This window comes from Kitasatospora griseola, from assembly GCF_014648555.1.
Lineage (GTDB): Bacteria > Actinomycetota > Actinomycetes > Streptomycetales > Streptomycetaceae > Kitasatospora > Kitasatospora griseola.
Genome location: NZ_BMRI01000054.1, coordinates 1 through 25,652, shown reverse-complemented (window position 1 = coordinate 25,652; position 25,652 = coordinate 1). Strand labels below are relative to the sequence as shown.

Genomic DNA, 25,652 nt, shown 5'->3' with positions numbered 1-25,652 from the left:
CCGGTGGCGTGCAGGGCGGCGGTGGAGCGGAGTCGGCCGCTGGTGGCGAGCGCGGCGCGGGCACGAAGGCTGCCGGGGCCGCTCGCGCGGGGGGCCGGTGCGGGGGCGGGGCGGGCCGCGACGGCGGCGAGGTCCTTGCCCGCGCCGGCGAGCACAGTGGTGGCCTCGGCGACCATCGCCTCGATCCGTGTCAGGTCGACGCTGCCCGGGCTCGTGCGGACCTGGTCCTCGATCGCCCGCAGCCGGGAGGCGATCTCGGCGCTCAGCGCGGCCCGGTCGTGCAGCAGGGCGTCCGCGCGCTGATCGTCCCGGCTCGGTCCGGACGGCGGGTGGACGACCGTGTTGAACGGGTCCGTCGGCGTGGGGGTGACGGGCCCGAGGACGGGTGCCTTGAACACGCGGGTCTCGAACGGGTCGTCGTTCTGCGCGACCTGGGCCGGCGGTGCCGCGGACGAGGGCGGCGTGCGGTTCATCTCCTCGATCAGCCGGGTGGCGAACGGGTCGGTGGACTCGTACGGGCCGCTGAGCGGTTCGAAGGCGAGGTCGGATGCGACTCGCAGTCCCTTGTCTCGAAGAGTGGAGACGGCGGTGGCGGCCCGCTTGTCGCCCTCGAACTCGGGCTCGCCCATGACGTAGAGGCCCGGATGACGTCCGCCGGTGTTGGTGAAACCGGCCTCGGCGAGCGCGTACGCGGCGGCCGGGTTGCTGTAGGGGTTGGTGGCGACGATGCCCAGCTGCGGGTGGCGGCCGATGTGGACGTCGAAGCTGCGGGGCGGAGCCGGGGCGCCGACTTGGACGACGGCGTCCGGGCCGGCGGCGCGGGCGGCCGGGCTGTCGGGGCCGGGCCGGGTCGCGTCGTTGTAGTCGAAGGCGGGGTCAGCGGAGACCCGGACTCCGGCCCGGCGCAGGGCGGCGGTGGTCTGCCGGGCGTGCAGGAAGATGTTCTGCTCGCTGCGGTCGATGGCGTGCCGCCCGTCGGCCAGCTGGCGGAACCCGGCGCGGGCGAGCAGCGTGTGGGCGGTCGGTGAGGCCTCGGGGCCGACCTCGACGACAACGCCGAACTGCGGATCGCGGGTGATGGAGACGTGCTCGGGGGTGATGCGCTGCTCCTCGGGGCAGATGGCGGACGCGGTCAGCGGCGGGCAGCCGGTGCCGGCGACGGGGACGTGGGCACAGCGGGGCGGGGCTGGTCGGACACGGCGGCGGCGTGCGCCGCGGTCGCGGTGAGGGCGGCGACGGCTCGTGCCGCTGCCGAGGGGGTGACGGTGACGGCAGCTCCGTCGAGGCCGGCCAGCTGGGAGGACCGGGAGGCAACCGGCACTCCCATGTCCTTCAGGGCGGCTGCGAGTTGGGCCGCAGCCCTGGACTGGGCGATCGGGTCGCGCTCGGCCAGGGAGTAGCGCTCCGGTGCGTGCTGGAGGCCGAGGCGGAATCCTGCGTCGGCCAGGGCGGCGAGGACGGCCGGGTCGCGGCTGGCGGTGGTGCCGGTGATCCCGGCCGAGGCCAGGCGGCGGAAGGTGACGCCGGCGGGCTGCTGGTGGCGCAAGCGGGTGTTCTCCAAGGAGGCTCGGTCAGCGGGCTGCAGTGCGGCAGGGAGCCGGTGCGGGCGGCAGCGGCGCGGTGAAGGGGGCGGCTGCCAGCCGTGCCCGGCGCGACGGGCGGGCGGCCTGGGCGCGGGTGGAAGGCGGGTGGGTGGTGTCCCGCATCTGCGTCGCCCGGAAGTCGCGGCGGGCCTGCGGCCCGTACCAATCGGCGTAGTGGTCCGTGACGTTGAGGTGCTGCGGGTCGTGCCGCAGCACCATGTAGGTGTGGGAGCCGGGGCCTTCCGGAGTGCGTGCCAGCCACCAGCCGACGCCGTCGTCCCAGGCGTGCATGGCCTCCACGACCACGGTGCCGGACACCACCTCGTGGGCGAGTTTGTGGTCGGCGGGGATCAGGCGGCCGGCCGCCAGGTCGGCGGAGACGATCGCCCGGGCCGTCTCGGCGACGCGGTCCGCGTCGGGGAAGGGGCCCTCGTCCTGCAGCCACCGATAGTGCTCGGACAGGTCACCGTTGCGCTGCTCGGGGTCGTGCCAGTTGGCGACCGGCACCCGGGCCGCGACCAGATGGTCGACGAGCCGCCCGGCCCTGCGGATCTGCTCGTGCGGCTCGACGCTGCGGCGCTGGTGCCAGCAGTCCAGCGCATCACCGCGCCTCGAGAATCCGGCCTGGTAGATCGCCTCACGGGCGGGCTGGGGCACCTGGCCCCGCAGCACCACGAATTCGCCGTGGTCGTAGTCCCACCCGAACAACACCCGCCCGCAGGGGGTGCCGGGGCCCGTCGTCGTGGGCATCGGGCTCCCGCTCAGCGGCGCCGGGCCGAGGCCGGGACGGTCGTCACGAGCAGCAGCGCCGGGCCGGTGGCCGACGCGGCCTCGGCGACCTTCCGCTTCGCCTCGTCCTCGCGAGCCTGGAGTAGCCGCACCAGATCGGCCTCCACCACGTCGCGCTCCTCGGCCGCCTCCTCCAGCGTCTCCAGCTGCGCATCCAGCTCGTCGAGGACGGCGTCGTCGACACGCCGATGGGCGGCGGCGACGTTGATCAGCCGCACGCGCTGGAAGGACACCGTGGTCTCGGCGGCCACCAGCGCGCGGTGGGTGGCGAGCACCCGCGCGGTCTGCGCGTCGGCCCGGGCCTCGGTGGCGATCAGGGCGGTGATGCTCTGGCCGAGGGCGGCCTCCAGGCGGGCGTCCTGGCGGGTGAGAGTCATGGTCGACATGCGTCTCCAAGAGGTAGGAATGGCAGCAGAGTTGGGGATGGGAAGGTCAGAACGGGGGTTCCAGGCTCGGACCGATGAGTCCGGCGCCGAACATCGGTCGCGGTGGTCCCACCGGGAGCGCACCCGGGCGGCCGAGCACCACCGGGGAGGTCCGACGGGCGGCAGCGGCACGCCGGGCGCCGGGCACCGGTGCCTCGGCCGCGTACCCGCAGGAGGTCCACTCCGCGCGGGCGGAGGTGAAGTCCGGGTGACGGCTGGGTCCGTAGTGGCCGCTGCCCTGCTCGGTGTAGAACACCGCCGCCTCGCCGGCACCGGGGTAGTCGACGAGCAGCTCGACCGACCCCTCGGGTTCCTGGTGGTGCGCGTGGATCACCAGGTGGCCGGCGGCGACGTCCTCTCTCACCAGGTGCACCCAGACGGTGCGGTCGCCGAGCGTCCGCGGCGGGCCCGGGGGCACCGACATCCCCAGCGGCGGTGGGGACTTGGCACGAAGGCGCTGCTCGTCCGCGCTGTACACCCGGGTGATCCCGTAGCCGGCGACGGCCAGCAGCCGCCGCGCGTCGCGGATCTGCCGCTCGGCGGTGGAGGCGCTCGTGTCGCGGCGGATGCGGTGCAGCATCAGGGCGTCGTCTCGGACGAAGCCGGCCTGCTCCAGCCAGTACGCGCTGCGCCGGTCGGGAGGGGCGGCGACGATGGTGTCCCGGTCGGGCAGGTGGGCGATGGTGACGTGCGCGATGACAGCTCCTGGCGGTCAGCGGTGGTGGGTGGAGCCGGCCAGGGCGGGCGCTGCTGGGCTTGACCTGGGCGCCGACGGGCGCGGTGGCCGGTCGGCCACCGGATCCGGGAAGCAGCCCGGCGTGTTGCAGGACTCCGCCCGCGCCGAGGGCGGTCTGTGCGACGAGGACGTTGCCGGGATCGGCCGGATCGGAGTCGATCACCACGCGGAGCAGCCGCAGGCGGCCGGGCGTGATCACGATGCATCCGGAGCCGCATGCATCCGGGCGTCCGTGTCGAACAGGGTCAACTCGGCCCGGTGCAAGAGATGTTGGACCACGAAGCTCCGGCCGGCGACCTTCCACAGTCCGCGGCCCTTGCCGAGGGCGGCGATGGCGGCGGTCTCGACACCGCTGAGGCCGAGAAGTCCGGCGGTGGCGGCCAGCTGGTCGCTCTCCTGCCGGTAGATCACGCGGGTCGCGCAGTCGGTCAGCAGGCCCTCGGCGAGCGCCCGGGTCCGGGAGCCGGCGTCACCGGCCGACAGCAGGTCGGACAGGCGGTGGATGATCAGCATGTTCGCGATGCCCAGTCCGCGGCTCAGCTTCCACTGGCTCTGCATGCGCTCCAGCAGTGCCGCGTGCCGCATCACGCGCCACGCCTCGTCGTAGATCACCCACCTGCGACCACCGTTGGGGTCGCTGAGCGCCGCCTCCATCCAGGCGGACGCGCAGGTCATCGCCAGCGTCAGCGCGGTGTCGTCGCCGGCGGAGCCGAGCCGGGAGAGGTCGATGGTCAGCATCGGGCTCTTCGGGTCGAACTCTGCGGTCGACGGCGCGTCGAACATCCCGGCGAGGTCGCCGTTGACCAAGCGGCGCAGGGCGTGGGCGAGGTCCTGGGCGGCGGCGCCGACACGCCGGGTGGGGTCGCCGAGCGCGGCGTCCAGGACGGCGGGCTGCCCGAGGACGGCCGCGACGTCGCCCAGCAGGGGGACCTGGCCCGTGCGCGCGCAGCGGTCGACCACCGCGTCCAGGGCGATGTCCATCGCCGTGTACTCCATCGGCGCCAGGTCGCGCCGCAGCACGGTGCGGGCCAGCGAGCCGAGCAGCAGGAGCCTGCGCTTGCGGACCTCGCCCGCCCAGTCCGCCAGGTCGACCCCCGCCGGAGGGGGCGGCGCATCCAGCGGGTTGAGCCTCCCGGGAAGCCCCGGCCCCAGCGCGATGGTGGTCCCGCCGATCGCCTCCGCGACCGACGTCCACTCGCCCTTCGGGTCGCACGGGACATAGACGCGGTAGCCAAATGCCGTGCTGCGCAAGGCGATCGACTTCGCCAGCGCCGACTTCCCCTGGCCGATCACGCCGGCCACCAACGTGTTCGGGTTGGTGAAATTCTCGACTTTCCCGTACAGGGCGAAGGGGTCGAAGACGAACGACGCCTCGGCGTGGACGTCGCGGCCGATCAGGACGCCCGCGGACCCGAGGCCGCCCTCGGCGAGGAAGGGGTAGGCGGCCGAGGCGGTCGCGGTGGTCATGCGGTGCGCGGGAAGTCGCAGTCGGCCGCCGCGCAGGGAGGCGGGGCCGGGGCGTCCGGCGGCGGGGTAGGTGGGGAGGAGTCCGGCGTTCTCCTCGCGGCGGCTCTTCGGACGGTGGGGGCGGCCGGCCTGGCGGGCGGCGCGGCGGGCGGCGGCGAGGTCGCGCTTGGCCTGGCGGCGGGCGGAGCGGTCCGAGCGGGTCGGGGTGAACAGGGGGGTGGCACTGGCGGAGCGGGGGCGCAGGAACGTTTCTCCTGTCAGATGCGAGGGGCTGTGGTCGGGGTGCCGCGGAGCTCGGAGGGGGTGGCGATCACCCGGACGCGGCCCGAGGTGGTGCTGTGGCGCTGGCAGATCACCATGTCCGGAGCGCCTTCCGGCAGCCGCAGCGCGCAGGCTTCGCGGGTGGGGCGGCGCCCGTCGGCCCGCGGGGCGCGGTGGTAGGCATCGTGGAGAGCGTCGCAGGTCTGCCAGAGCCGGATGCGGGCGGCGTGGAGGTGGCCGGCCTCGGCCGGGGCGAGCGACCGGGTGGTGCTGGTGTGGGTGTCGAGCAGCGCGAACAGGGCGACGCAGTGAGCGTGGAGCGCGTCCAACTCGCCGCGGGAGACAGGCTCTTGCTCCGGGATGGCGGTGTGGTGGTGGACGTCGACGCCCGCGGTCGCGAAGCGCAGGAGGCGGTGGTCGCCGGTGGGCGGGTGGTGCACGGCTGGCCTCCCGTCAGGTGCGGGCGAGCGGCAGGGCCGCCTGCGCGAACGCCTCGGCCTGCTGCCAGCGCAGGAGCCGCGGGTCCAGGCCGGTGCCGGCGGCGGCGGTCTCGATCGAGGCGCAGGCGCGGCGCAGCTCCTCCGGGTTGTCGGCGCTGACGACCACCAGGCCGGTCAGGTCGACGTCGGCGTGGCCGGAGATCAGCTCGCGTTCGTGCTGCTTGGCGTCGGCGTACTCCATGCTGTCGGCCTCGGAGTCGACCTGGCCCTTGCGGACCCGCTCGGCGGCGTCCGCGACGATCGACGCCTTGGTGCGCTGCACCGCCTTGAGCGCCGCATCCAGCGCCTGCGGCCCGTAGGTGAGGGAGAGGGTCCGGCGGGCGCCGCCGGCGAAGACCAGCGGGTGGAGGAACCCGTGGGTGACCTCGGAGCGGGGCCACTGCTCGATCCAGTACACCGCGTGGCAGGCGGTGTCGGTGGTCAGGCGGCCGGGTTCCTCGACGACCACGACGGGGCCGGCGGCGGCCGGGTCGGCGGTTGCCTCTCCGCTCTCGGACCACTGCTCCAGGTTGGCGAGGGCCTTCGGGTCGTAGGCCGAGCGGATCACGGCGGCGATCTCGCCGGTGCTGAGCCAGCCGCGGGGGTTGAGTCCGGCGTTGCGCAGCGACTGCTCGAAGCCGGGGACGAGCTGGGCGAGGACGCTGAACGCGCCGGACAGGCCGCCGCCGGCCTCTCCGATCAGGCGGCGGGCGCCCTTGAGGTCGAGGCTGATCGCGATGTACGCCTCGTGTGGGGCCGCGGTCGGGCCGGCGGCGGCGAGGAGTTCCTCGTAGACGGGGCCGGCGACCTTCGCGTCGGGGCGGCCGTTCTCGGCCCAGTACCGGGCGAGGGCGTCGCCGCTGTCGGGGACGGTGCGCTCGATCACCTGGACGGTGGTGATGTAGCCGGTGCGGGCGAGCGAGGCCAGGCACCGCCCCCAGGCATTGACGTTGCCGGCCTGGGTGGAGGGGTCCAGCAGGGCGAACGCGCGGGAGCTGACGCGGATGACGGCGGTGAGGGTGTTCTTCTGCGGGTTGTGGATCGCGCCGAGCGTGCCGCCGGGGGCGGTAACGGCGCGCAGGCTGGCGTCGGTGCCGGGCAGGTGGAGCAGGCCGTCGCGGCGGGGCCGGGTGGCGGGCCGGGCGAGCCAGACGAGCTGGCCCTTGGCGCGGCGGAGGTAGTACCGGATGAGGATCGGGGCCCAATCTGCCACGGAGCGGCTGTGGAAGCGGACAATGACGAGGGCGGCGGCCAGGGCCCAGAGCGGGGTGGCGAGGGCGGCTCCGGCGAGTCCGGTGGCGACCATGGTGGCCAGGAGCAACGCGCCAGCGGTGCCGACGACGGTGAGCTGGGCGGCGGTCAGCCCGAGCAGAACTCCCCGTCGGGATCGGCTGGGGAAACGGACGGTCGGTGTGGGAAGGTCGGCCGACAGGGGCGACTCCTTCGGTCAGGGCGGGGGCACCGGCCGGGGCGGGCGGTGGCCCCGGCCGGTGCTGGTCAGGAGGTCGGCGGCGTGGAGGGGCCGACGGGGCTGCTCGGCACCGAGGCCGAGCCGGTGGCGGCCACCGACGGGGCGGGACCAGCGGCCGAAGCTGGCGGAGCGGCAGGAGCCTGGGCGACGGTGCCACGTGCGGCGCTGAAGACCACCTGCGCGGCACCCCCGCTCCCACCGGCGGCGGCAACTGCGCTTGTGGGCTTGCCGGTTGCTCCTCCGCTCGTTCCGCCCCCGGAGGACTGGTCGGAGGCCGGGGCCCGGGAGATCAGCGGCTGGCCCTGGTCGCCGCCATACTGGGTGCGGCGGGTGATCAGCGCCTTTCCGATCGCATTTCCGCCGCCGGAGGAGGTGCCGGGGAAGCGGAAGGTGTTCTGCGACGGGGACGAGCCGTCGCCGGAGCCCGGGTTGCCGACGCTGCCGCCGGCCGGGGCATCCTGGCCGGGCACCTGCGCCGGGCCCTGCGGGGCGGCTCCGCCCATCGCTGCGCCGCCCGCTCCGCCGGCACCCGCGGTCGCGGCCATCCGGCCGGCCTTCTGGGCGGTCGCGGCGCCGACCTGCAGACCGGTGGCGGTGCTGCGGTGCAGATCGTGGCCCTGCCCGCCGTCGCCCGCCCAGTGGACGAACTTGTAGATCGCCATCGGGCTGAGCAGCACCAAGGCCATGACGACGAGGCCGGCGATGATGTCGCTCAGCGCCTGGATGCCGTCCTTGGTGTCGCTCTGGCCGAGCGCGGAGACGCCGACGAGCATGATGATCGTCATGATCAGCTTGCTGAACACGACCGTGGCGGTGGCCTCGATCCAGCGGCGTCGCCAGTCGCGGGTCGGCTCCCACGCCCCACCGGCCGCCGCGAAGGGTGCGAGTACGACGAGCACGAGAATCGTGACCTTGCGCAGGACCATCGCGCCCCAGTAGAGGATCGCCCCGGCCGCGCAACCGAGCGCCACCAGCGCAGGGATCGCCCAGCCCAGCGGTGACGTGATGCCGATCATCGATACCTTGACCAGGCGCCTGACCGCGTCGTCCATGCTGGAGTTGGCGATTTGGAACAGCCCGCGCGAGAGTGCGTCGACGATGACCAGGGAGACGCCGGTGAAGGTGATCGCCGTCATCGCGAACAGTGTGGCGCTCACCGTGCCGGTGACGGCCTGGCCGAGCGCCTGGCCATCCCGCCTCCAAGCTGCGCGGATCAGCTGGAAGATGAAGGTCATCACGAGCATGACCAGCGCGATCGGCAGGATGGTCGCGTAGTTGGTGCGGAACCACTCCGCGCCGAGGTCGACCGAGGTCGTCTTGTCGACGGCGCGGGAGGCGAGGTCGACCGCGGACTTGGCGAGGTCGCCGGCGCTCTTGGCGACCCAGTTGCCGATGGAGGCGGTGACGGAGTCGCTGACGCCGCCGACGATGACGTCGCAGAGCAGGCCGGAGCCGGGAATGTCGCAGAAACCGATGGGCGATCAGCTCCTCTGGTCGGGACCGATGGGGAAGGAGGTCAGGGGTAGACGGTGGTGGCGATGGAGGCGAGCGCGCAGTCGCGGCCCGGTCGGCACTGGACGGCCAGGGTGAGGCTGCGGTCCTCGGCTCCCCGGCCGCCGTCGTTCCAGCTGACGGTCTGCTTGCCGGTGACGGTGACGGCGTAGACGTAGGCGACGGTGAGCTGAGTCGGGTCCTTGCCGATGGCCTGCTGCCAGGCTGCGGGCAGGTGCGCCTCGGCGGCTTCGCCGACGGCATGCTGACCGTTGTCGCGCATCCGGCTCCACAGGACCGGGTCCGGCAGCTGGGCGGCGAGGGCGTCCGGGTCGGCGTACTTGCTCTCGCCGGTCAGCCAGCCGCGGAGGCCGGCCAGCTGCTGAGGCTGGGTGGCGGTGCGGGTGTCGTAGCTCCACAGCGCGGTGGCGAACGCCGTCGCGAACTTGATGGGGTCGCTGGTGTGCGGCGGAGCAGCGACGACGGAGGGGCCCGGTGTCGCTCCGGCCGAGGGGGCGGGGCCGGGGTCGAGCGGCGAAACGGTCGAAGTCGCGGAAGCGGTAGGGGAGGAAGCGGAGTTGGCGGCGCTTGGGGTGTGGTGGTCGCCGCCCGCCAGCCGGGCGGTGAGCCCGGCCAGCAGGGCGACGACCACGAGCACGCCCAGGCCGATCAGCAGCCGGCGCAGCATGGTGGACTGGCCGGCGAGCGGCGAGGACTTCGGCATCAGTGGACGCTGGTCCCCACCGTCGAGAAGAAGCTGACGATGCCGTTCGCGGCACCCAGCAGGAGGGCGCAGCCCGCGGCGACCAAGGCGCCCTGCTTGCCCTTCTGCTCGCTGCCGTGCGAGCCGGTGTGGTGGCCCCAGGCCCAGACGATGCCACTGACGCAGAGCGCACCGACCACCGCGATGATGGCGAACAAGTTGATGCTGCCCACGGTGGACTTCAGGACGGACAGGCCGGGCAGGCCGCCCTCGGACGGCGAGATGCCGGGGTCGTACGCCAGCTGCGTGGCGGCGTCGGCGAGATAGTAGGTGAGCAAACACACTCCACGGCTAGAGGGGCAGGAAGGTGCGCGGGCGGGCCGCGCTGGAAGGGGGTGAGGTGCGCGAAGTGCGCTGAGATGGACGGCAGTTGCCGTCAGGGGGCGATGCGGCGGGCGGCGATGATGTCGCCCTTCCACGAGGCGAGCGTGGAGATCTTGACGACATCGCCCGTCTTGGGGGCGTGCACCACGAGGCCCTGGCCGATGGCCATGCCGACGTGCTCCGGGCCGTTGGGGCCGGGTCGGGTGTACAGCAGGTCGCCCGGGCGGATGGCGTCGACGCTCACGCCGGTGCCGTTGTGGACCTGCTCGTAGGTCCGACGCTCGATGGTGATGCCGCCGACCTTGTACGCCTGCTGCGTCAGGGACGAGCAGTCGCAGCGGCCCATCGGGTCCTGGCCGTGCGCGTTGGTGCAGCTGCCGCCCCACTGGTAGGGCGTGCCCAGCTGGCCGAGCGCGAACTTGATGGCGCTCTGCACGGCAGGCGGGACATCGGTGGGGATCTGGTAGCCGGCCGGCAGGACGCCTGGCGGGATGACGCCCCAGTTCGTTCCGTCGTCGCCTCCCGTGCCGCAGCCGCTCGGCGTGGCCAGCGCGGACGGGCTCGGTGACGGGGTCATGCCCGGAGAGGTCGGCGCGGGAGTGGAACTCCCGGACAACACCTGGGAGATGGCCTGCTGCAAGGCGGTGGCCAGCGGCTCCCATTTGGCATAGGCATCCGGATAGCCGGACCGCTGGACCTTCTGGGCCGCCACGGTGAGGGGCAGCTGCTCCCAGCCGGGAACCTCCAACAGGGCCTTGTAGAACCGGGTCGAGGCGTACACCGGGTCCTGGATCTGCTCGGCCGTGCCCCAGCCCTGCGACGGGCGCTGCTGGAAGAGACCGAGCGAATCCCTGTCCCCGTAGGACAGGTTGCGCAGATTCGACTCCTGCAGCGCGGTCGCCAGGGCGATGACCTGCCCGCGGGCGGACACGTTCATCGAGATGCCGGTCGCCACGATCGTGTTCGCGAAGGGGATCTGCACGGCCGGGGCGTCCAGCCCGGCGACCGAGCCGACCTGCCCGGTCGCGCCGTCCAGAATCTTCTTGACCTGGGCGGCGACGGCCGCGCTGTCCACAGACTGTGGACCGGGGCCGGGTGTGCAGGTGTCGGGCTTGGTGGAGTCGTTGGCGGTGACCGCCAGGGCGGGGAAGGCGATGGCGAGCGGTGCCAGGAACAGGCCGGCGAGACCGCCGCCGACCCACCTCTGCCAACTCATCGCGCCCTCCGAACGTCACCTCCGGCCGCGTCGGCGCTGGTGTCCGGCGGGCGGGGCTTGGGCATCCGCATCCGTGCGGTGAGGGCGAGCAAGGCGGGGCTCCTGTCGGATCGTGCGGAAGGGTGCGGGGTGGGCCCGCCCGGCAGGGAGGCGGGCGGGCCGGAGGGAGCGGCAGCAAGCCGCGCTCGTAATCTCGAAAAAGGCATGGGTGTCCCCTGGAAAGGGTTGGGTGGAATTCGCTTGCGGCGGCCGACGGTATCGAATCGCGGGCTCGCAATCTAAAACGGTGCGGCGCCCACGGCCCGGGGTGTACCGGCGGTCTGCCCGGCGGACGCTAATGCCTTCTCGGCTCGCAACCAAAAACGGGTAATTGGTCGGCGCACTGGGAAGGCGGTGTTCCGTCGGGGTTCCCCACCGTAGAACCGGACCGGCTCGGAACCTAAAACGGGATTTCGGGCCGGGTGATCTCCGGGGGTGCGGCAGACGATAGGCGGAGTGCGGCTCGGAACCTAAAACGATCTTCGCCAGGGTGGCTCGGGGCGCGTTTTAGGTTGCGAGCCGCACCTGGATTAGGTTCCTGACGCAGCCGCAGCCCGAGCGATCGGGATCCGCCCCGCCGGACTCCCCTCCCACCGAAAGGCGGGTCACTCCGCCGGTTGCCGCTGCTGCCCCATCCCCGACCAGGAGGTCAGCCCGCCCCTTGCCCTACGAAATCCACCAGGGCGACGCCCTTGTCCGGCTCGCCGCGATCCCCTCGAACTCCATCGACGCCGTCATCACCGATCCGCCCTACAATTCGGGCGGACGCACCGCCCAGGAGCGGACCGGACGAACGGCGCGAGCGAAGTACACCTCGAACGACGCCGCCCACTCCCTCGCCGATTTCCCCGGCGAGAACAAGGACCAGAGGAGTTACACCTACTGGCTTTCCCAGCTCCTCGCCGAGTCCTACCGCGCGACCAAGACCGGTGGCGTCGCCCTCGTTTTCACCGATTGGCGCCAGCTCGCCGCAACGAGCGACGCACTGCAGGCCGGCGGCTGGATCTGGCGCGGCGCTCTCGCCTGGTACAAGCCCGCCGCCAGGCCGCAAAAGGGCCGATTTACCCAGCACTGTGAATTCGTGCTGTGGGGGAGCAAGGGCCCGATCGACGGCGACGCCCACCCCGTCTACCTGCCCGGCCTCTACACCGCCTCCCAGCCCCGGAGCGGTCGTGTACACATCACCCAGAAGCCCGTCTCGGTGATGCGGGAGCTGGTCAAGATCTGCCGCCCCGGCGGCACCGTACTCGACGTGTGCGCGGGCAGCGGCAGCACCGGTGTCGCCGCCCTGCTGGAGGGCCGCAACTTCATCGGCGTGGAGGTCACCCCGCACTACGCCGGCATCGCCGAGCAGCGACTCGCTGAGACCGAGCGGCAGATTGCCGAGGGCGCGACCGACCCCGACCCCGACTCCGAGGCCGTCGAGCCGACCGAAGCCTGACCGCGCCAGCCGGGCCGCCGCCCGCGCGGCGGCCCGGTCCCGCTCAGGGCCTGAAGGAGATGACCTGCACAGGAAGTACGGTGACCCGTCGACCTACTGGGACGCCGCCGACAAGCCGCCCGACGGCCTCGACCGGGCGCTGCAGCCCCTGCTCGACCTCGGCGCCCACCTCACCTGCGCCGCGAAGAACACCATGGTCGCCACCCCCGACCACCGGATACACGTCGGCTACGTCTTCCCGCACTGGAGCTGGCCCTCCTGGCGGGTGCTCGTTCACGACGAACCATTCGACCAACCGCTCTGGGGAGCGCACCTCAACCGGAGCACACCCATCGAGGTCGTGGCCGCGGTCACGGCGACACTCGCCCGACTCCACCAGGAGAAGCACCCACTGTTCGACCTCTGGGCCACCGCCGACCCGGCCACCGCCCTCGACGGCTTCGCCGACGTGGGATGGCAGAAGTTGCCCGGACTGCGCACCTACCCGTTCCACTACCGGGCTGCCAACGGCGACAGGGCGACCACCACCCACCACAACCGCGCCGACCGGATGCTCGATCCGTTCCAGTCGGGCCAGGCCGGCTGCTGGGACATCGACGGCGTCAAGGACGGCCGGTTCTGGTCGATCTCGGTGAGCGAAGCAGCCCCCGCGCCGGTCCTGACCGCCCTGGTCGACGCGATCACCCGGGTACACGACGCCCCCAACATCCTGCCCCCGGTGCTGTATCCGCCCGGTAGCACCGCAGCACTGGCCGGCACCGGTGCCGCAAGCGAGCCCGCACGGAAGGAGGCCCCCTGACCACCCCCGCTCCCGACCTCGAAGTGGTGGTCACACCAGGCCACTTGGCCGGACCGGGCGACGCCGAAGCAGCCCTCGCCCACTTCCTCGAAACGTCCCCCACCTGGGGCCGCTACAGCCCGGGGCAGGACACCACCGTCGCGCTGCACGAGTCCCTCCTCGCCGCGATCGAACTCGACCACGACACCAGCACCGGGCCCCGCTGGACCATCGCCGCGTACGCCTCGCCCGTCGGCAAGCGGACCTGGCACGCGACCTTCTGCACCCGCACCCCGGTCGAGGTCGTCACCGCGGTGGTCGAGCGCCTCTCCCACGCCCTGACCGCGACCTCCGAGACGGTGCGCGACGAACTCCTGTGGGGCCGCCGATCGCTGGACGACACCATCGCGGCCGACCTGGAAGCCGCCGACGAACCGTGGTCACGGGAGACCAGCCCTGTCCACGGCGTCTACAGCTGCACCCGCCCCGACGCCACCGCCGGCATCGCCGTCAACCACAACATCGGCGACATCCGCGGGATCGGTCCGACCGTCACCGTCTGGGGCGGCCCCCGCGGCTACCCCAGCGAGCGCTGGCACGTCGCCTTCGCCGGCCACACCCCCACCGCCCTCATCAGCGCCGCGCTCGACGAGGTCGTCAACCCCCTGCCGGCGCTCCGCCAGCGCCTCCAGATCCCCGCCGCCAACCGCACCCAGGTCCAGCTCGAGCCGCGCCCGCGCCGCAACCTCCCACCTGGCAAGGGTCGGCAACCCACCCGCGAAGACCAGGGCGAGGCACCAGCCGAGCCCGGACCGGCGGACCCCGGCCGAGCCGGCCCGAACGCGGTCACCATCCGACGCACCGACGACGGCGCGATCACCGCGACCGGCGGGGACGAGCGCACCGCCTTCCTCATCGGCACCACCGGGTTCGCCCCCACCCCCGGGCGCTCGAACCACTACACCCAGCCCGCCAGCCACCCCCGGTACGAGGAGAACGAGATCGCCACCGACGCGGCCGTCCTCCTCGCCACCGCCGGGTACGACGTCACCCTCGACCCCACCCTCGGCGTCCGCCCGTCACCACAGCCCTTCGTCCCCGTTACCGGAGAGCTCCTGCCGAGTGACACCGCAGAACGGCTGGCCGAGGGCATCGACGAGGTCACCACCCACCTGCTGCGCACCACCGACCCGGCTGAGGTGCGCAGGGCGGCTGGCGTCATCACCGGGGAGGGCGGCGTGCTGGACCGCAGCGCCCGGGCTCTGCGGGCGGCCAGCGGCTGGGCCCTCCACCACCGCGTCGGTGGAGACGCCGGTGAAGCGCTCCGGTTGACGGCCGAGATCGTCGCCTCCGGCCGGGAAGCGGCCGACCACGCAGTCGGCCGCCTCGGCACCGCCCACTCACCGCGGTCCGCAGCAGCCCGCACCCGAACCACGCCGGCCGCACTTCCTACGGTCACCGGCCCGCTCGGCCACACAGGAGCGCCAAGCCACGACAGCCCGCGGCCGAAGTCCCGCTGACCCCCGCACCGACCCCCACGAGGCCCCGCCCATGCCCGACGACGTTCAGGTCGCCGCTTCCCCCGCTCCATCGCGCCTGCCGCAGTGACGGTCCGACCGCGCACCACATGAACCCGCCTACTTGGAGCAGTAGTTGACCACGGCCAATCCCCACTGGGCCAAGCGGGCCCGCGAACGACCCTGGCAGCAGGTCCGCATCACCCCAGCCCTGTACGCCGGCCCCACCCGGGACATCGAGCGCGCGATCCGGCCGCTCACCGACGCGGGAGCCGTACGCCTTGACGACGGCCGCGGCAACCAGCTGATCATCTCCACCGACGGCCGAATCCGGCTCGGACTCGAGCCGGAGGGCGGCGACGTGAAGTGGAAGGTCGCCGTCCATGAACGCCCCTTTCGCCCGCCGCTGTGGACCGTCAGCCTCACCGAGAACACGCCGATCGAGGTCGTCGAGGCCATCACCACCGAGCTGGCCGACCGGCTGCGCACCGGCAGGCGGCTCACCGGGGGCGCTGCCGACGACGAGTGGCGCACCCCCCTCCAGGCCCACGGGTGAACCCTCATCTGGGACGCCGCGGCGGGCACCGAAACGGCGTTCGCCGAGCACAGCCCGCAGGACAGGATCGTCCTCAAAACCCAGGCGGTCCTCGACCCGGAGGAGTGGGAGGAGGCCGGGCAGGACGGATTCTGGAGCGTCGACATCGCAGGCGACTTCGACGGCTGGTCCGCCGCAGCCAGCATCTGCACGCCGGACCAGATCCTGCACACCATGGTCAGCGCGATGCTCGCCCCCGCCATCCGTGACATCGGAGACCTCGGCGACCTGGCCGTCGGCGCGGCGGTCGTCGGCGCCGCCGAACTGACGGAGATCCCCTCCAGCCCGACGCCGCTGGACACCCACCGCGCCCGAGCCGCCCGCACGACCTCCCCGACCCGCGCCGCCGCCGACTCCACCCGGATCGCCTTCTCGGCTTCCGCGCCCTTCTCGCAGCCGGCCTCTGGGCCGGGGCCGCGCTACCGCTGAACACCGGGGTGCGGCTGCGAGGCGGCCACCCCGCGGCCCGTCGCCGATCCCGAACCAGCAACCCGCTCCGCCACCGTCACCCACGACCCCAGCCGCTGACAGCCCCCGAGGAACCGCCATCCCCGAAACCACGATCTACGTCACCCCTGCCTACCTCGCCGGGGCCAGCCACACCAACCGGGTCTTCGACCGCCTCGTCCAGCAGGGCTGGGGCCGCAGCACCGACGACGACCTGGGCCAGGAGTTCGCCTGGAGCCCGAACCACCGCTTCCGCATCGCGGACGGCCAGCTCGACCCCGGCTCCGCCTGGCGGATCACGGCCGCCCCGGAGCCCCTCGGCGTGCCGGCCTGGATGGCCGGCTTCTCGACCGAGACGCCGCCCGAGATCATCATGGCCGTCACCGACGTACTCGCCCGCACCGGGGACACCATCGATTGGACGGGCGAGTCGCACCCCGCCCTCCAGCAACCGACCGACCGGCGGGCCTTGATCCGTACCCTCGCCGACGCCGGCTGGCGCAGCACCTACCGCGGCGGTGTGCTCGACCTCGAAGCTCCCGACGAACTCGCCCGAGTCCAGGTCCGCCTGGACCCGCCCGGCGATCCGGACGACCTCATGGCCCACCCCCACCTGTACGTGGAGATCGGTCCGCGGGGCTCCGGCGGCTACCCGCCCTACTGGCAGGCCATGGTCACCACCAACGCCCCCGCGGTCGTCGTCGACGCCCTCACCCGGGCCCTCACCAACCCCACCCCCCTGCGGCGCGACCGGGACTGGATGGACGAGGAACTCCTGGCCCACCTCGGTCACCGGACGGAGGCCGGCCCAGCCGCCGCCAGCCCGTACACCGAGACGGACCTGCGGGAAGCGGCGGCCGAGTTGTGCGAGGAGGCCCTGGAGGAGGTCGAACACCTCGACTTCGTACCCGAGTGGTACATCGTGGACCGGGTCATCCCCAGCAGCCGGAGCCGCACCCCGACGACCTGGGGCCAACTTCCCTCGGAGCAAAGGGCCCTGGCGTGTTTGCTGGTGGAAGACATGGTCATCGCGGCGGCAGCGAGTGCACCGGCGCTCCTCGACCTGGACCTCGGCGCCAACCTCGACCCGCGGACCGCAAGCCGAAAGCCGACACCTCCCCTCACCGCGGCACTGAGTGAACTCCCCTTCAACATCAGCGACCTGAAGGACGCGGCAGCCTACGCCGCCGCGGCGCAGATCAACGGGACCGACCTCAGCGGGATCGCCGAAGCGCTGCACGACCGGCCGGTCGGCGACGGCACCACGTGGACCTGGGGATCGCTGCCGACCGCCCAGCACGAGCAGGCGCTCCATGCGATCGACCGTCTGCTGACCGGGGCTGCCGCGCGCACCCCGGAGCTCTTCGCCCCGGACGTCAGGCCCGCGCCGCTGGCCATCGTCGCCCCGGTCTACCTCGCCGGCCCCGGCCACGACCGCACCGCTGCGGCCAAACCCTTGACCGACCGGGGCTGGACCACCGAGAAGCAGGGCCCCACCACGGTGTACACCAGCCCGTGCCGGCGGCTGCGCGCCCAGTCGACCACCGACGACACGGGGACGAGCTGGACTGCGTCCTTCAACTACCTGCTGAGCGGCGAGGAGGTCTGGCGGGTTACCGCAGACCCCCGCACCCCGCCGGAGATCGTGACCGCCCTGCACACCGCGCTCGCCGCCAGCCCGAGCGAGTTGATCCGGACCGCCGGGAACGCCGAGGACGGTCTCGTGCCGATCATCTCAGCCGGCTGGCACGACAACAGCACCCGCGAACACCTGATTTGGGACGCACCGGGCGGCGAGATGGCCAGCGTCTACCGCTGCACCGCCCCCGCCGGGCAGATGTTCGTCGGGGAGAGCCGCGCCTGGCAGATCAGCGGCGGCAGCGAAGCCGAGGGCTGGACCATCGAGATGTCGGAGAACATCCCGGCCCCGCTCCTGGAAGCCGTCACGGCCGCGACGGCCGACCCGACGCCGGTGGCCCGCCTCGGCCGTGACCTCACATCCGAGCACCTGCTATGCCTCGACGTCCGCCCCCTCGTCCCCAAGGCCCCGCCCGGTCCGTCCGCGCGGTCGCTGGCCGCCCGCACCCGCGTCGTCCTCTCACCGCCGGCACCGGCCGCCAGCCGCTCGACGGCCGCCTCCAACCCACCCGACCAGCCCCGGCAGCCGGCCCGCTGACCACCGCGAGCGGCACCTGCGCCCGAACCCACGACCGATGCGGCGCGCCTTCGAGCCCCATTCGGCCACCACCCGCCGAACCCGCTGAACCCACCACCGCCACCACGGAACAGACTCCACAAGCCCACCCAACGGATCATGATCCGCGGACTGCTCGACACACCCGGCTCGTACGCCGCCCTGGCCTCCGCCGTCCACCGCGACGACCTCCGCCTGACCGCACTTGCCGCCGTCCGCACCCTCATCGAACAGGACATCGACGCGGGCCGACCTTGGCCCTCCGAAGCCGCTCGCTGGCTCAGCCGCGCCAACGCGGACTGGCAGACCAGCGCGGCGCTGGTCAACCGCTACGGTCTCTAGCGGAACAACTGTTGTTGGTGTTGCTCAGGGCCTAGCGTCACCGGTGTGAGAGCCACCTACATGCCTGGTCAGTGGATTGTCTTCCGGTACGACCTGGCGTCCGTCGCGGCCAGTCCATCGGTGACCCTCACGGACCGTCATCGCGAGCTGTTGAACGCGGTGGGGGTGCGCGGCCCGAAGGATCGGCAGCCGTTCCTGCTGTCGCCGACGGGGTTGCCGGACCGGCGGATCAACGCCTTCTTCGAGTCGCGCCGGGTCCGAAGGCGGTCGCCCATGACCTGGGACAAGTACGCGCAGTCGTTGCGGCTGTGGCTGAACTTCCTGAACGCGACCGGTGGCCAGTGGGACGACGCGACGGACGAGGACGCGGAGTTCTTCAAGGAGTGGCGGCTGACGGAGGAACTGAATCCCCGGCGCGTCAAGCCGCCGACCTTCCGAGCCAACGTGACCTCGCTGCGGGTCTTCTATCGCTGGGCGGCGGCCGAGTTCGGCGTTCCGGACCCCGTGGCCGGCTTCGACGACTTCGACCTCCAGCCCAGGGGTGCCCGCGATCGGGACATCAAGTGGCTCGACCCGGCGGGCTACGCACGCTGGCGCGACGTGGGCCTGCGCGGCAAGGACCTGGACGGCCGGACGAGTCGGGGATGGAGGGGGCGGAACGAGCAACGCGACGCGGCCTTCGCCGACGGCCTCTACTCGACAGGGCTGCGGCTGACCGAGTGGGGCAGCGTCCTGCTGCCCGAACTCCCGACCGACGAGGGGGTTCGCGGCTTCTCCACCTGTCGGCTTGCCTCGGCGAGCGCGAAGGGTCGGTGGGGCCACAAGTACTGGATTGCCCGGCTGCCGCTGCTCAGGGTCCTGGACTACGTGGAGGGCGCTCGCGCCCGGGCTGTGCGCAACGCCCAGGCCGCCGGCCGCTACGAGCGCCAGCCGAGCGTCCGCAAGGTCGTCCGGGTCGAGAGCGGGCGGCTGCGGCTGGTCGGCGCCGACGGGCGCGAATCCGTCGTCGAGATGGACGATCTGAAGCCGCAGGAACGCCGCCGGCTGTTCAGGTCGACGCCCCAGGGCCTGGAGCCGCTCGCACTCTGGCTGAACGAGGACGGCCTGCCCCGGCACCCCCACGGCTGGCACCACACGTTCGCGCAGGCCAACGCCCGCATCTGCACCATGGACCTGCCAGGCCTGTCCTGCACGCCCCACATGCTGCGGCACAGCTGCGCGCTGAGGTGGTACGCGGTCGGGCGGCTGGTCTACTCGCAGCAGTTCGCGCACCTGGACCAGGAGGAGGCCAAGGACTTCCGCGAGCAGTTCGGGGGCACCTGGCAGCTGGTGGCGACGATCCTCGGCCATGCCAGTCCGGAAACGACCAAAAAGTTCTATCTTGAGCCGTTCGTCTCGCTGGACGTCGAGTTCCTGCTGCAGCAGATCCACGGGATCGCCCTAGACGGCTTCCTGGCCACGTTCCTGGCCGGCCACCCGCTGGTCATCAACGACCCGCTGGCAGGCCGGCGATGAACCCGGCGGGCGGCGGGCGCCCCGCAGCGCTGCCGCCAGCGGGCTACCGGCCGCGGCGCCGGGCCGAGGAGGAGACCCCCCTGCAGGTTCTGTTCATCCCGGAGGACACCGAGGAGCCCACCCAGGTCTTCGACTTCGCGCGGCTGACCGTCTCGCCGGAGCTCCAACTGGCTTTCGCGAAGGGCTTCGTCCAACGCACGAGGGCGGGCGGGCGGCTGCGCAGGCTCAGCTCGGCCGAGAAGTCCTACAGGTTCTTCCGGAGCTTCGCCACCTACCTGGGCACGCTGAACACGCCGCCGGCGAGGCCGCAGGACCTGCTGCTGGTGCACCTGGACGGCTGGCGTCTGGAGCGGCAGAACTACACCTCGCTGTGGCACCAGGTGGGCGAGATGATCAGCAACCTCCGGGCCGTTCCCGGGCTGGGGCCGGAGTTGCGCACCGCGCTGAACCAGCGCCAGCCCGAGCACGCCAACCGCCGCCGGGAGCGGGCGAACCCCTCCTATAGCCGGGCCGAGAACCAGCGGATCTTGAGCGCGGCCCGCCACGACGTCCGGCAGGCCGCCGCCCGCATCCGCGCCAGCCAGGCCCTGGCGGAGCGGTGGCGGGCGGGTGACCTGGCCGGCGAACCTCCCCAGCAGCGGCGGCGGGGCCGACTCGCCGCCTTCGTGGAGGAGCACGCCGACGTCCCCCGCACACCGCGCGGCGCCCCCCAGTGGTGGGTGAGGCAGCTGGGGACGGTCGCCGAGCACATGGAGGCCGTACACCTGTCCGCGCTGGAGATCGCGGCGTTCGTGATCCTGCTGGTCGCGATGACCGGGGAGAACGAGAGCACGATCACCAAAGCCCCGGCGGGACACCGCCGCCCGGACGGGCACGCCGGCGGCATCGCCTCGGCAGTCGTCGAGCTGGACAAGCCCCGTCGGGGCAGCCGGCGCCACATGGACCGGCCGCTGGTCGACCTGCCGAAGTGGGCAGGGAGCGAGACGGATTCCGCCGGGCCGGGGCCGGACCAGCGTGAGGGGCTCAGCACTCCGTTCGGGGTGTTCATGCTCCTGTACGAACTCGCCGAAGGTCCCCGCCGCCTCTTGGGAAGCGACCGGCTGCTGGTCTGGTGGGCCCGCAGCGGCGGCGGAGGCATGGGCGCGGGCCTGCGCACTGGAGCGGACGGCAACCTCATCCGGTCCTGGTCCCAGGCCAGGCGGATCCCCGCGGACCCGGCACCGGGCGCCGGGCCGGACGCCCAACCTGCCCACCTCGACGTGACGTTGGGACGGCTGCGGCTGACCTACAACGAGTTGAACCAGGAGCCCGTCGCCCACACCGAGACGACCCTCGTCAACGAGTACCTCCTGCGCAACCGCGGGAACCTGGCCGGGTACCAGCGCGTCGTCGCCGGTGCCCTGGCCCGCGAGGTCGCCAAGGCCAGGAGCCACGCCGCCCTGCAGGTCCTCACCGCCGATGAGGTCGCCGAGGCGGCCGAGCACCCGGCCCGGGTCGCCGCCCGCCACGGCATGGACGCGGCGACGCTCCGGCGCCTGCTCGCCGCGGAGCTCGACACCGTGATGACCGGGTGCGTCGACCACGACAACAGCCCGCACGCGCCGGCCGGAAAGCCCTGCCGCGCCTCGTTCATGCTCTGCCTGTCGTGTCCGTGCGCCCGGGCGGCGCCGCACCACCTGCCCCTGCAGATCCTGGTCCGGGACGAACTGGCGAACCGCAGGATCAGTACGACGCCGCTTCGGTGGGCCGAGCGGTTCGCCCTGCCCCACACCCAACTGGACGACCTCCTGGACCGCGCAGACCCACACGCGGTCGCCGAGGCCCGAGACTCCATCACCCCCGAGCACCGTCGCCTCGCCGAACGCTTCCTCGCCCGAGAACTGGACCTGCCGTGACCCTGCCGATCGCCCCTGAGGAGCTCTCCGACACTGCCCTGCCCGGCCCCGACACCCCGGTCCTCCTGCGACGCAGGCTCAACCCCAAGGCCGGCCGCGCCGTCGCGTCCGTGTTCCGCGACGAGCGCTGGGACCTGACCCCCGGACTGTTCGAGGGCCACATCCCGACCACCACGCTCAACTTCGCAGCCGTCCCCGAGCCGTTCCGCGCCCAGGTCAAGCACTACGTCTGGCAGATGATCAACCACGACATGCCCAAGCCGATGCGGCACACCCCCGCCGACCGGCCGGCCCTGCGGACCATCTCCGTGGGGTTCAGCAAGCTCAACGCGTTCATCCTCTGGCTGGAAACCCGCGGCCTGACCTCGCTCGGCCAGGTGACCCACGACGACCTTGAGGCGTATCTCGACGCCGTGGACGAGATGGAGAAGCCGGTCGGCGCCAAGGGCGACCTGCTGCTGGAGGTCCGCCGCCTGTGGACCTACCAGGAGCGCGTCCCCGAGGAAGCCCGCCTGCCGGAGGAAGCGCCCTGGAACGGCGACTACCCCTTCGACCTGCTCGGCGCCTCCCGCACGAACGGCGAGAACAAGACCCCGCGGATCCATCCCGACACCATGGAGCCGCTGCTGCTCTGGGCCCTGCGGTTCGTCGGCGACTTCGCCGACGACATCATCGCCGCCCACCGCGCTTACCTGGCGCTCTCCCACCAGGGCAGCACTGACCGGGCACGACGCGCCCGTCACGGCAGCACCGCGCCCACTGCGCCCAACCAGCCGCGGCAGCTGGCGCCGCTCCTTGCCGCCTACCTCGACGGCCTGCGCCGCACCGGCAAGGCACTGCCGGGCCGGATCGGCGCGGACGGGAAGCTGGAGCCGTGCTGGCCCCACTTGGTGCGGATCCTCGACACCTCGGAGTCCGCGTTCCGCGAGCGCCGCCAGCGCGGCGCGCTCCTGCGCGCGATGGTGACAGGCTCCGGCATCGCCGTCGACGACGCCGCCTACCTCGACACCCCGGTCACCGGCAAGGTCCACGGCAGGCCCTGGCACGGCCCGCATCACCTACGAACAGGCCCCGAAGCTGGCCCGCCTCCTGAGAACAGCCGCGACGATCACGGTCGCCTACCTCTCCGGAATGAGACCAGGGGAAGTCCTCAACCTGGAGCGCGGCTGCAGCGCCTACGACGAGACCACCGGCATCTGGACCCTGACCGGGCGCCACTTCAAGGGGGTGAAGGACAGCGACGGCAACAAGATCCCCGAGGGCGAGGAGCGCAAGGACCCGTGGACGGTCATCGACGTCGTCGCCGGCGCCGTCGATGCCGTCGAGCGGCTCCACGACCACCAACTGCTCTTCCCCGTCCACCTCGACCCGGCCAACCCCATCGGCGCCCTCAGCGACCGGCCCGGCGAGGCCCGCACCAGCCGCGACACGCCCCGCGACATCGCCGCCTTCATCACCTGGGTCAACGACTTCTGCCAGGCCACCGGCCTGAGCGAGGCGATCCCGCCCGACCCGCACGGCGCCATCGCCCCCGCGAGGTTCCGCAGGACCCTCGCCTGGCACATCGTCCGCCGGCCCCGCGGCCTGGTCGCCGCCGCAATCCAGTACGCGCACGTCTGCACCCAGGTCACCCTCGGCTACTCGGGCACCTACGAGTCCGGCTTCCCCGACGAGCACGCCTTCGAGGAGTGGCTCGCCCGCCTCGACCAGCTCGCCGAGGACGAGCGCCTGCTGGACGCGGGCGAGCACGTCAGCGGCCCCGCGGCCGACCGCTACCGCCACAGGGTCCGCGAGGGCAACGCGAAGTTCGCCGGCCGGGTCCTGACCCATCACAGGCAGGCGCGCGACCTGGTTGCCAACCCGCTGCTGCAGATCTACCCCGGACGGGCCATGACCTGCGTCCACGACGCGGCGAAGGCCCTGTGCCGAGTCTTCACCAACCAGGGAAGCACCCGCCAGACACCCGACCAGGACGACTGCCGACCCTCCTGCCAGAACATCGCCTACACGGATCGCGACATCGCCGAGCGCGAGACACGAGCGCAGGAACTACGGCTCCTGACTGCCGACGTCCTGGCCCCCTCCCCACGCCACCAGCGCGAACGCGCCGAACTCCAAACCCTCCAGAACATCATCGACACCCACCACCGCGGACGAGAAGCCTGATGAACCCCGCCACCACCACATGGCCGACACACGAGACGGCTCCTGAACGGATCGCCATCCTCACGGCGGCCGACCGCCTTCTGGCTGGTACGCCCCAGCACTCCAGGGGCCGGCTCTCGGTCGTCCAGCTCGCCGCCGAAGCCCAGGTCAAATACTGGATCGTCGCCCAGAAGCACACCGACCTGCGCGACCACTTCCAGATGCTGGCCGCCGAAGCCAAGCGGCAGCCCAAAGGCGTCAGTCAGTCCACCGAGTCGAGCGCCCAGGCACCCGACGAGCTCGACCGGCTCCGGACCCACTGCGCGGACCTTGAAGAACTCGTCACCACCTACGGCCTCTTGATCAACGAACTCAGCATCGAAAACGAAGCCCTTCGTGCACAGCTCACCACCCGGGCGGACCCGGCGGTGACTCCCATCAACCGACGCCGCACCCCAACGGGTCAGATGCCGAGGTAGGGAGCGATGGTGGCCGCCGTGGTGGCGCACCTCAGGTAGTTCTCGGCGTGATGGAAACGGAAGAGGGCACTGACTGTGTCGGTGTGGTCCAGGGCGATCCCGTCGAAGAACCTGCCCAACTGGGGCGGGACGGCGACGGGGTCACCGGGGTCGGCGATGTTCACCCAGCGCGTGCTCCCGGGCAGGCCCGCACCCCGCAGCTGCGGCCTGTCGGTGGAACGCGGCGCGGGGATGAGGCGCTCGAAGACCACGCGGGGCAGCGCCAACGGCGAGCCCAGCGTGAGGAACAGCTCAGGCTGAAGTTCCGGGTGGGCATGCAGGGCCTCGTAGGCGACGACCGAGCCCAGCGAGTGCGCGACGACGACGCGCGGCCGGTGCAGGGCGATCCGCGCCGCGACCTCCTCACGCGCCGCGATGCGTTCCGGGGCGTCCGCAGAGCGCAGGTACGCGGCGACCTCACCGCACAGCAGCCGGATGAAGACCCCCAGCGGCCCCTCCGCCAGGTCGAACCTGCGCGCCATCCACGACGAGAACCCGCGCAGCGGGACCGCGGCGTGCCCCTGCGCCACCTCGTCCGGCAGCCCCAACTCTCGCGCCCACGCGTCGAGCATCTCCTGCGCCAGCGGGTCGTGCAGGAAGTCGCCGTCCTGCTCCCCCTGCGCTGCCGGCCCGCGGCGGATCCTGTCCGCGTAGTAGGCGAAGTCGACGTCGAGCCGGTCCGGGGAGATACCGAGGCCGCTTCCCAGATCCCGCGCCCAGGCTGCGGCCTTGAGCACGCGGAGTTCTTCCTTGCGCGCGTCGGAGATTCCGGTGCCGAAGCTGTTGTAGATGCCGTGCACGGCGACGACCCGAAGCTGTGAAGGAGCTTTACTGATCAACGGAGCCTCCCAATGAGGGGTTCAAGGCTAAGGGTGGCCACTTCGTGGCCGAAGCCGGCCACCACGGTGCTGCCCGCGGTGAGGGCCACGGCTGCCACCGCATCCGGGAAGTGAAATGCGGTAAGGCAGGTGCCGGCGGTCAGGTCCCACACCCGCACCGACCCGTCATCACTGCCGGTGACGGCGTGCGGGCGGTCCCCCAGCAGCGTCACCGCCACCGCGTTCACGCCGCGGGTGTGGCCGGTCAGCTCGCGGACCTGGGTGCCGGCGGTCACGTCCCACACCCGCACCGACCCGTCGCCGCCGCCGGTGACGGCGTGCGGGCGGTCCCCCAGCAGCGTCACCGCCACCGCGTTCACGCCGCGGGTGTGGCCGGTCAGCT

At 72.5% G+C, this 25,652-nt stretch carries 25 protein-coding genes and 1 pseudogene; 12 read left to right on the top strand and 14 right to left on the bottom strand.

The genetic code is table 11. From position 1 onward, the window contains the following. A pseudogene (locus IEZ12_RS35260) lies at positions 1 to 629 on the bottom strand (hypothetical protein); the annotation flags it as partial. A 15-nt stretch (positions 630 to 644) separates the two neighbouring features. Between IEZ12_RS35260 and IEZ12_RS35255 the strand changes: the two are divergent. Next, complete coding sequence (locus tag IEZ12_RS35255; RefSeq protein WP_189278196.1) at positions 645 to 1,028, top strand: hypothetical protein; 384 nt, start codon at positions 645 to 647, stop codon at positions 1,026 to 1,028. Between the two features lie 104 nt (positions 1,029 to 1,132). Here IEZ12_RS35255 and IEZ12_RS35250 read toward each other — a convergent pair whose 3' ends face one another. The 11 genes from IEZ12_RS35250 to IEZ12_RS35195 all read right to left on the bottom strand — a co-directional run bounded on the left by IEZ12_RS35250 (position 1,133) and on the right by IEZ12_RS35195 (position 11,005). After that, positions 1,133 to 1,561: a hypothetical protein gene (locus tag IEZ12_RS35250; RefSeq protein ID WP_189278194.1), complete on the bottom strand. Its 429-nt coding sequence runs from the start codon at positions 1,559 to 1,561 to the stop codon at positions 1,133 to 1,135. Positions 1,562 to 1,571: 10 nt separating this feature from the next. After that, a complete protein-coding gene (locus IEZ12_RS35245; RefSeq protein ID WP_189278192.1) occupies positions 1,572 to 2,333 on the bottom strand; it encodes a hypothetical protein in 762 nt (253 codons plus the stop codon). A gap of 11 nt (positions 2,334 to 2,344) precedes the next feature. Beyond that, on the bottom strand, positions 2,345 to 2,758 hold the full coding sequence (locus IEZ12_RS35240; RefSeq protein ID WP_189278190.1) for a hypothetical protein: 414 nt from the start codon (positions 2,756 to 2,758) through the stop codon (positions 2,345 to 2,347). Between the two features lie 46 nt (positions 2,759 to 2,804). Then, the gene (locus IEZ12_RS35235; protein WP_189278188.1) at positions 2,805 to 3,377 is read right to left on the bottom strand and encodes a hypothetical protein; all 573 of its coding nucleotides are present in this window, start codon (positions 3,375 to 3,377) and stop codon (positions 2,805 to 2,807) included. A gap of 351 nt (positions 3,378 to 3,728) precedes the next feature. Beyond that, complete coding sequence (locus IEZ12_RS35230; protein WP_373295565.1) at positions 3,729 to 5,261, bottom strand: VirB4 family type IV secretion system protein; 1,533 nt, start codon at positions 5,259 to 5,261, stop codon at positions 3,729 to 3,731. Next, positions 5,258 to 5,701, bottom strand: a complete 444-nt coding sequence (locus IEZ12_RS35225; RefSeq protein WP_189278186.1) for a DUF6238 family protein — start codon at positions 5,699 to 5,701, stop codon at positions 5,258 to 5,260. Before IEZ12_RS35225 ends, IEZ12_RS35230 begins: the two co-directional genes overlap by 4 nt. 13 nt (positions 5,702 to 5,714) lie before the next feature. Beyond that, positions 5,715 to 7,172, bottom strand: a complete 1,458-nt coding sequence (locus IEZ12_RS35220) for an SCO6880 family protein (RefSeq protein ID WP_189278212.1) — start codon at positions 7,170 to 7,172, stop codon at positions 5,715 to 5,717. A gap of 65 nt (positions 7,173 to 7,237) precedes the next feature. Beyond that, positions 7,238 to 8,641 (bottom strand): SCO6881 family protein, encoded by a 1,404-nt coding sequence (locus IEZ12_RS35215; RefSeq protein ID WP_444542902.1) that lies wholly within the window; start codon positions 8,639 to 8,641, stop codon positions 7,238 to 7,240. An 86-nt stretch (positions 8,642 to 8,727) separates the two neighbouring features. Next, positions 8,728 to 9,426 (bottom strand): hypothetical protein, encoded by a 699-nt coding sequence (locus IEZ12_RS35205; protein WP_189278180.1) that lies wholly within the window; start codon positions 9,424 to 9,426, stop codon positions 8,728 to 8,730. Continuing rightward, complete coding sequence (locus IEZ12_RS35200) at positions 9,426 to 9,743, bottom strand: DUF6112 family protein (RefSeq protein ID WP_189278178.1); 318 nt, start codon at positions 9,741 to 9,743, stop codon at positions 9,426 to 9,428. The genes IEZ12_RS35205 and IEZ12_RS35200 overlap by 1 nt, the downstream gene beginning before the upstream one ends. Before the next feature lie 98 nt (positions 9,744 to 9,841). Then, positions 9,842 to 11,005, bottom strand: coding sequence for a C40 family peptidase (locus IEZ12_RS35195; RefSeq protein WP_189278176.1), 1,164 nt, complete (start codon positions 11,003 to 11,005; stop codon positions 9,842 to 9,844). A gap of 700 nt (positions 11,006 to 11,705) precedes the next feature. Between IEZ12_RS35195 and IEZ12_RS35190 the strand changes: the two genes are divergently transcribed. The 11 genes from IEZ12_RS35190 (at position 11,706) to IEZ12_RS35140 (ending at position 24,392) form a co-directional block, all read left to right on the top strand. Further along, positions 11,706 to 12,485: a DNA-methyltransferase gene (locus IEZ12_RS35190; protein WP_189278173.1), complete on the top strand. Its 780-nt coding sequence runs from the start codon at positions 11,706 to 11,708 to the stop codon at positions 12,483 to 12,485. 193 nt (positions 12,486 to 12,678) lie between these two features. Continuing rightward, positions 12,679 to 13,284 carry an SPDY domain-containing protein gene (locus tag IEZ12_RS35185; RefSeq protein ID WP_189278171.1) on the top strand — a complete coding sequence of 202 codons (606 nt, stop codon included), beginning with the start codon at positions 12,679 to 12,681 and terminating at the stop codon, positions 13,282 to 13,284. Between the two features lie 44 nt (positions 13,285 to 13,328). Further along, positions 13,329 to 14,783 (top strand): SPDY domain-containing protein, encoded by a 1,455-nt coding sequence (locus IEZ12_RS35180; RefSeq protein WP_189278169.1) that lies wholly within the window; start codon positions 13,329 to 13,331, stop codon positions 14,781 to 14,783. A gap of 133 nt (positions 14,784 to 14,916) precedes the next feature. After that, positions 14,917 to 15,336, top strand: coding sequence for an SPDY domain-containing protein (locus IEZ12_RS35175; protein ID WP_189278167.1), 420 nt, complete (start codon positions 14,917 to 14,919; stop codon positions 15,334 to 15,336). A 213-nt stretch (positions 15,337 to 15,549) separates the two neighbouring features. After that, positions 15,550 to 15,804 carry a hypothetical protein gene (locus IEZ12_RS35170; RefSeq protein ID WP_189278165.1) on the top strand — a complete coding sequence of 85 codons (255 nt, stop codon included), beginning with the start codon at positions 15,550 to 15,552 and terminating at the stop codon, positions 15,802 to 15,804. Then, positions 15,779 to 17,998: an SPDY domain-containing protein gene (locus IEZ12_RS35165; protein WP_308431121.1), complete on the top strand. Its 2,220-nt coding sequence runs from the start codon at positions 15,779 to 15,781 to the stop codon at positions 17,996 to 17,998. Before IEZ12_RS35170 ends, IEZ12_RS35165 begins: the two co-directional genes overlap by 26 nt. Positions 17,999 to 18,136: 138 nt before the next feature. Next, a complete protein-coding gene (locus IEZ12_RS35160) occupies positions 18,137 to 18,358 on the top strand; it encodes a hypothetical protein (RefSeq protein ID WP_189278161.1) in 222 nt (73 codons plus the stop codon). Between the two features lie 60 nt (positions 18,359 to 18,418). After that, entirely contained in the window at positions 18,419 to 19,873 is a 1,455-nt protein-coding gene (locus IEZ12_RS35155) for a site-specific integrase (RefSeq protein ID WP_268250301.1), read from the top strand. Next, positions 19,870 to 21,768 (top strand): hypothetical protein, encoded by a 1,899-nt coding sequence (locus IEZ12_RS35150; protein ID WP_189278158.1) that lies wholly within the window; start codon positions 19,870 to 19,872, stop codon positions 21,766 to 21,768. The genes IEZ12_RS35155 and IEZ12_RS35150 overlap by 4 nt, the downstream gene beginning before the upstream one ends. A gap of 1,131 nt (positions 21,769 to 22,899) precedes the next feature. After that, a complete protein-coding gene (locus IEZ12_RS35145) occupies positions 22,900 to 23,934 on the top strand; it encodes a hypothetical protein (protein ID WP_229848589.1) in 1,035 nt (344 codons plus the stop codon). Further along, the gene (locus IEZ12_RS35140; protein ID WP_189278156.1) at positions 23,934 to 24,392 is read left to right on the top strand and encodes a hypothetical protein; all 459 of its coding nucleotides are present in this window, start codon (positions 23,934 to 23,936) and stop codon (positions 24,390 to 24,392) included. The genes IEZ12_RS35145 and IEZ12_RS35140 overlap by 1 nt, the downstream gene beginning before the upstream one ends. On the opposite strand, the gene IEZ12_RS35135 is transcribed toward IEZ12_RS35140, so the two are convergent. Both IEZ12_RS35135 and IEZ12_RS35130 read right to left on the bottom strand, forming a co-directional pair. Continuing rightward, entirely contained in the window at positions 24,377 to 25,231 is an 855-nt protein-coding gene (locus IEZ12_RS35135) for a serine peptidase (protein ID WP_189278154.1), read from the bottom strand. The two genes, IEZ12_RS35140 and IEZ12_RS35135, sit on opposite strands and share 16 nt — an antisense overlap. 35 nt (positions 25,232 to 25,266) lie before the next feature. Then, positions 25,267 to 25,652 (bottom strand): WD40 repeat domain-containing protein (locus IEZ12_RS35130; RefSeq protein ID WP_505744233.1); only part of this gene is annotated, 386 nt, incomplete at its 5' end.

Coding starts and splice junctions, on each gene's coding strand:
- IEZ12_RS35255 (WP_189278196.1), top strand. CDS start 645: ATGACGTCCGCCGGTGTTGGTGAAACCGGCCTCGGCGAGCGCGTACGC.
- IEZ12_RS35245 (WP_189278192.1), bottom strand. CDS start 2,333: ATGCCCACGACGACGGGCCCCGGCACCCCCTGCGGGCGGGTGTTGTTC.
- IEZ12_RS35240 (WP_189278190.1), bottom strand. CDS start 2,758: ATGTCGACCATGACTCTCACCCGCCAGGACGCCCGCCTGGAGGCCGCC.
- IEZ12_RS35235 (WP_189278188.1), bottom strand. CDS start 3,377: ATGCTGCACCGCATCCGCCGCGACACGAGCGCCTCCACCGCCGAGCGG.
- IEZ12_RS35205 (WP_189278180.1), bottom strand. CDS start 9,426: ATGCCGAAGTCCTCGCCGCTCGCCGGCCAGTCCACCATGCTGCGCCGG.
- IEZ12_RS35195 (WP_189278176.1), bottom strand. CDS start 11,005: ATGAGTTGGCAGAGGTGGGTCGGCGGCGGTCTCGCCGGCCTGTTCCTG.
- IEZ12_RS35185 (WP_189278171.1), top strand. CDS start 12,679: ATGGTCGCCACCCCCGACCACCGGATACACGTCGGCTACGTCTTCCCG.
- IEZ12_RS35170 (WP_189278165.1), top strand. CDS start 15,550: ATGGTCAGCGCGATGCTCGCCCCCGCCATCCGTGACATCGGAGACCTC.
- IEZ12_RS35160 (WP_189278161.1), top strand. CDS start 18,137: ATGATCCGCGGACTGCTCGACACACCCGGCTCGTACGCCGCCCTGGCC.
- IEZ12_RS35155 (WP_268250301.1), top strand. CDS start 18,419: ATGCCTGGTCAGTGGATTGTCTTCCGGTACGACCTGGCGTCCGTCGCG.
- IEZ12_RS35150 (WP_189278158.1), top strand. CDS start 19,870: ATGAACCCGGCGGGCGGCGGGCGCCCCGCAGCGCTGCCGCCAGCGGGC.
- IEZ12_RS35145 (WP_229848589.1), top strand. CDS start 22,900: ATGAGACCAGGGGAAGTCCTCAACCTGGAGCGCGGCTGCAGCGCCTAC.
- IEZ12_RS35140 (WP_189278156.1), top strand. CDS start 23,934: ATGAACCCCGCCACCACCACATGGCCGACACACGAGACGGCTCCTGAA.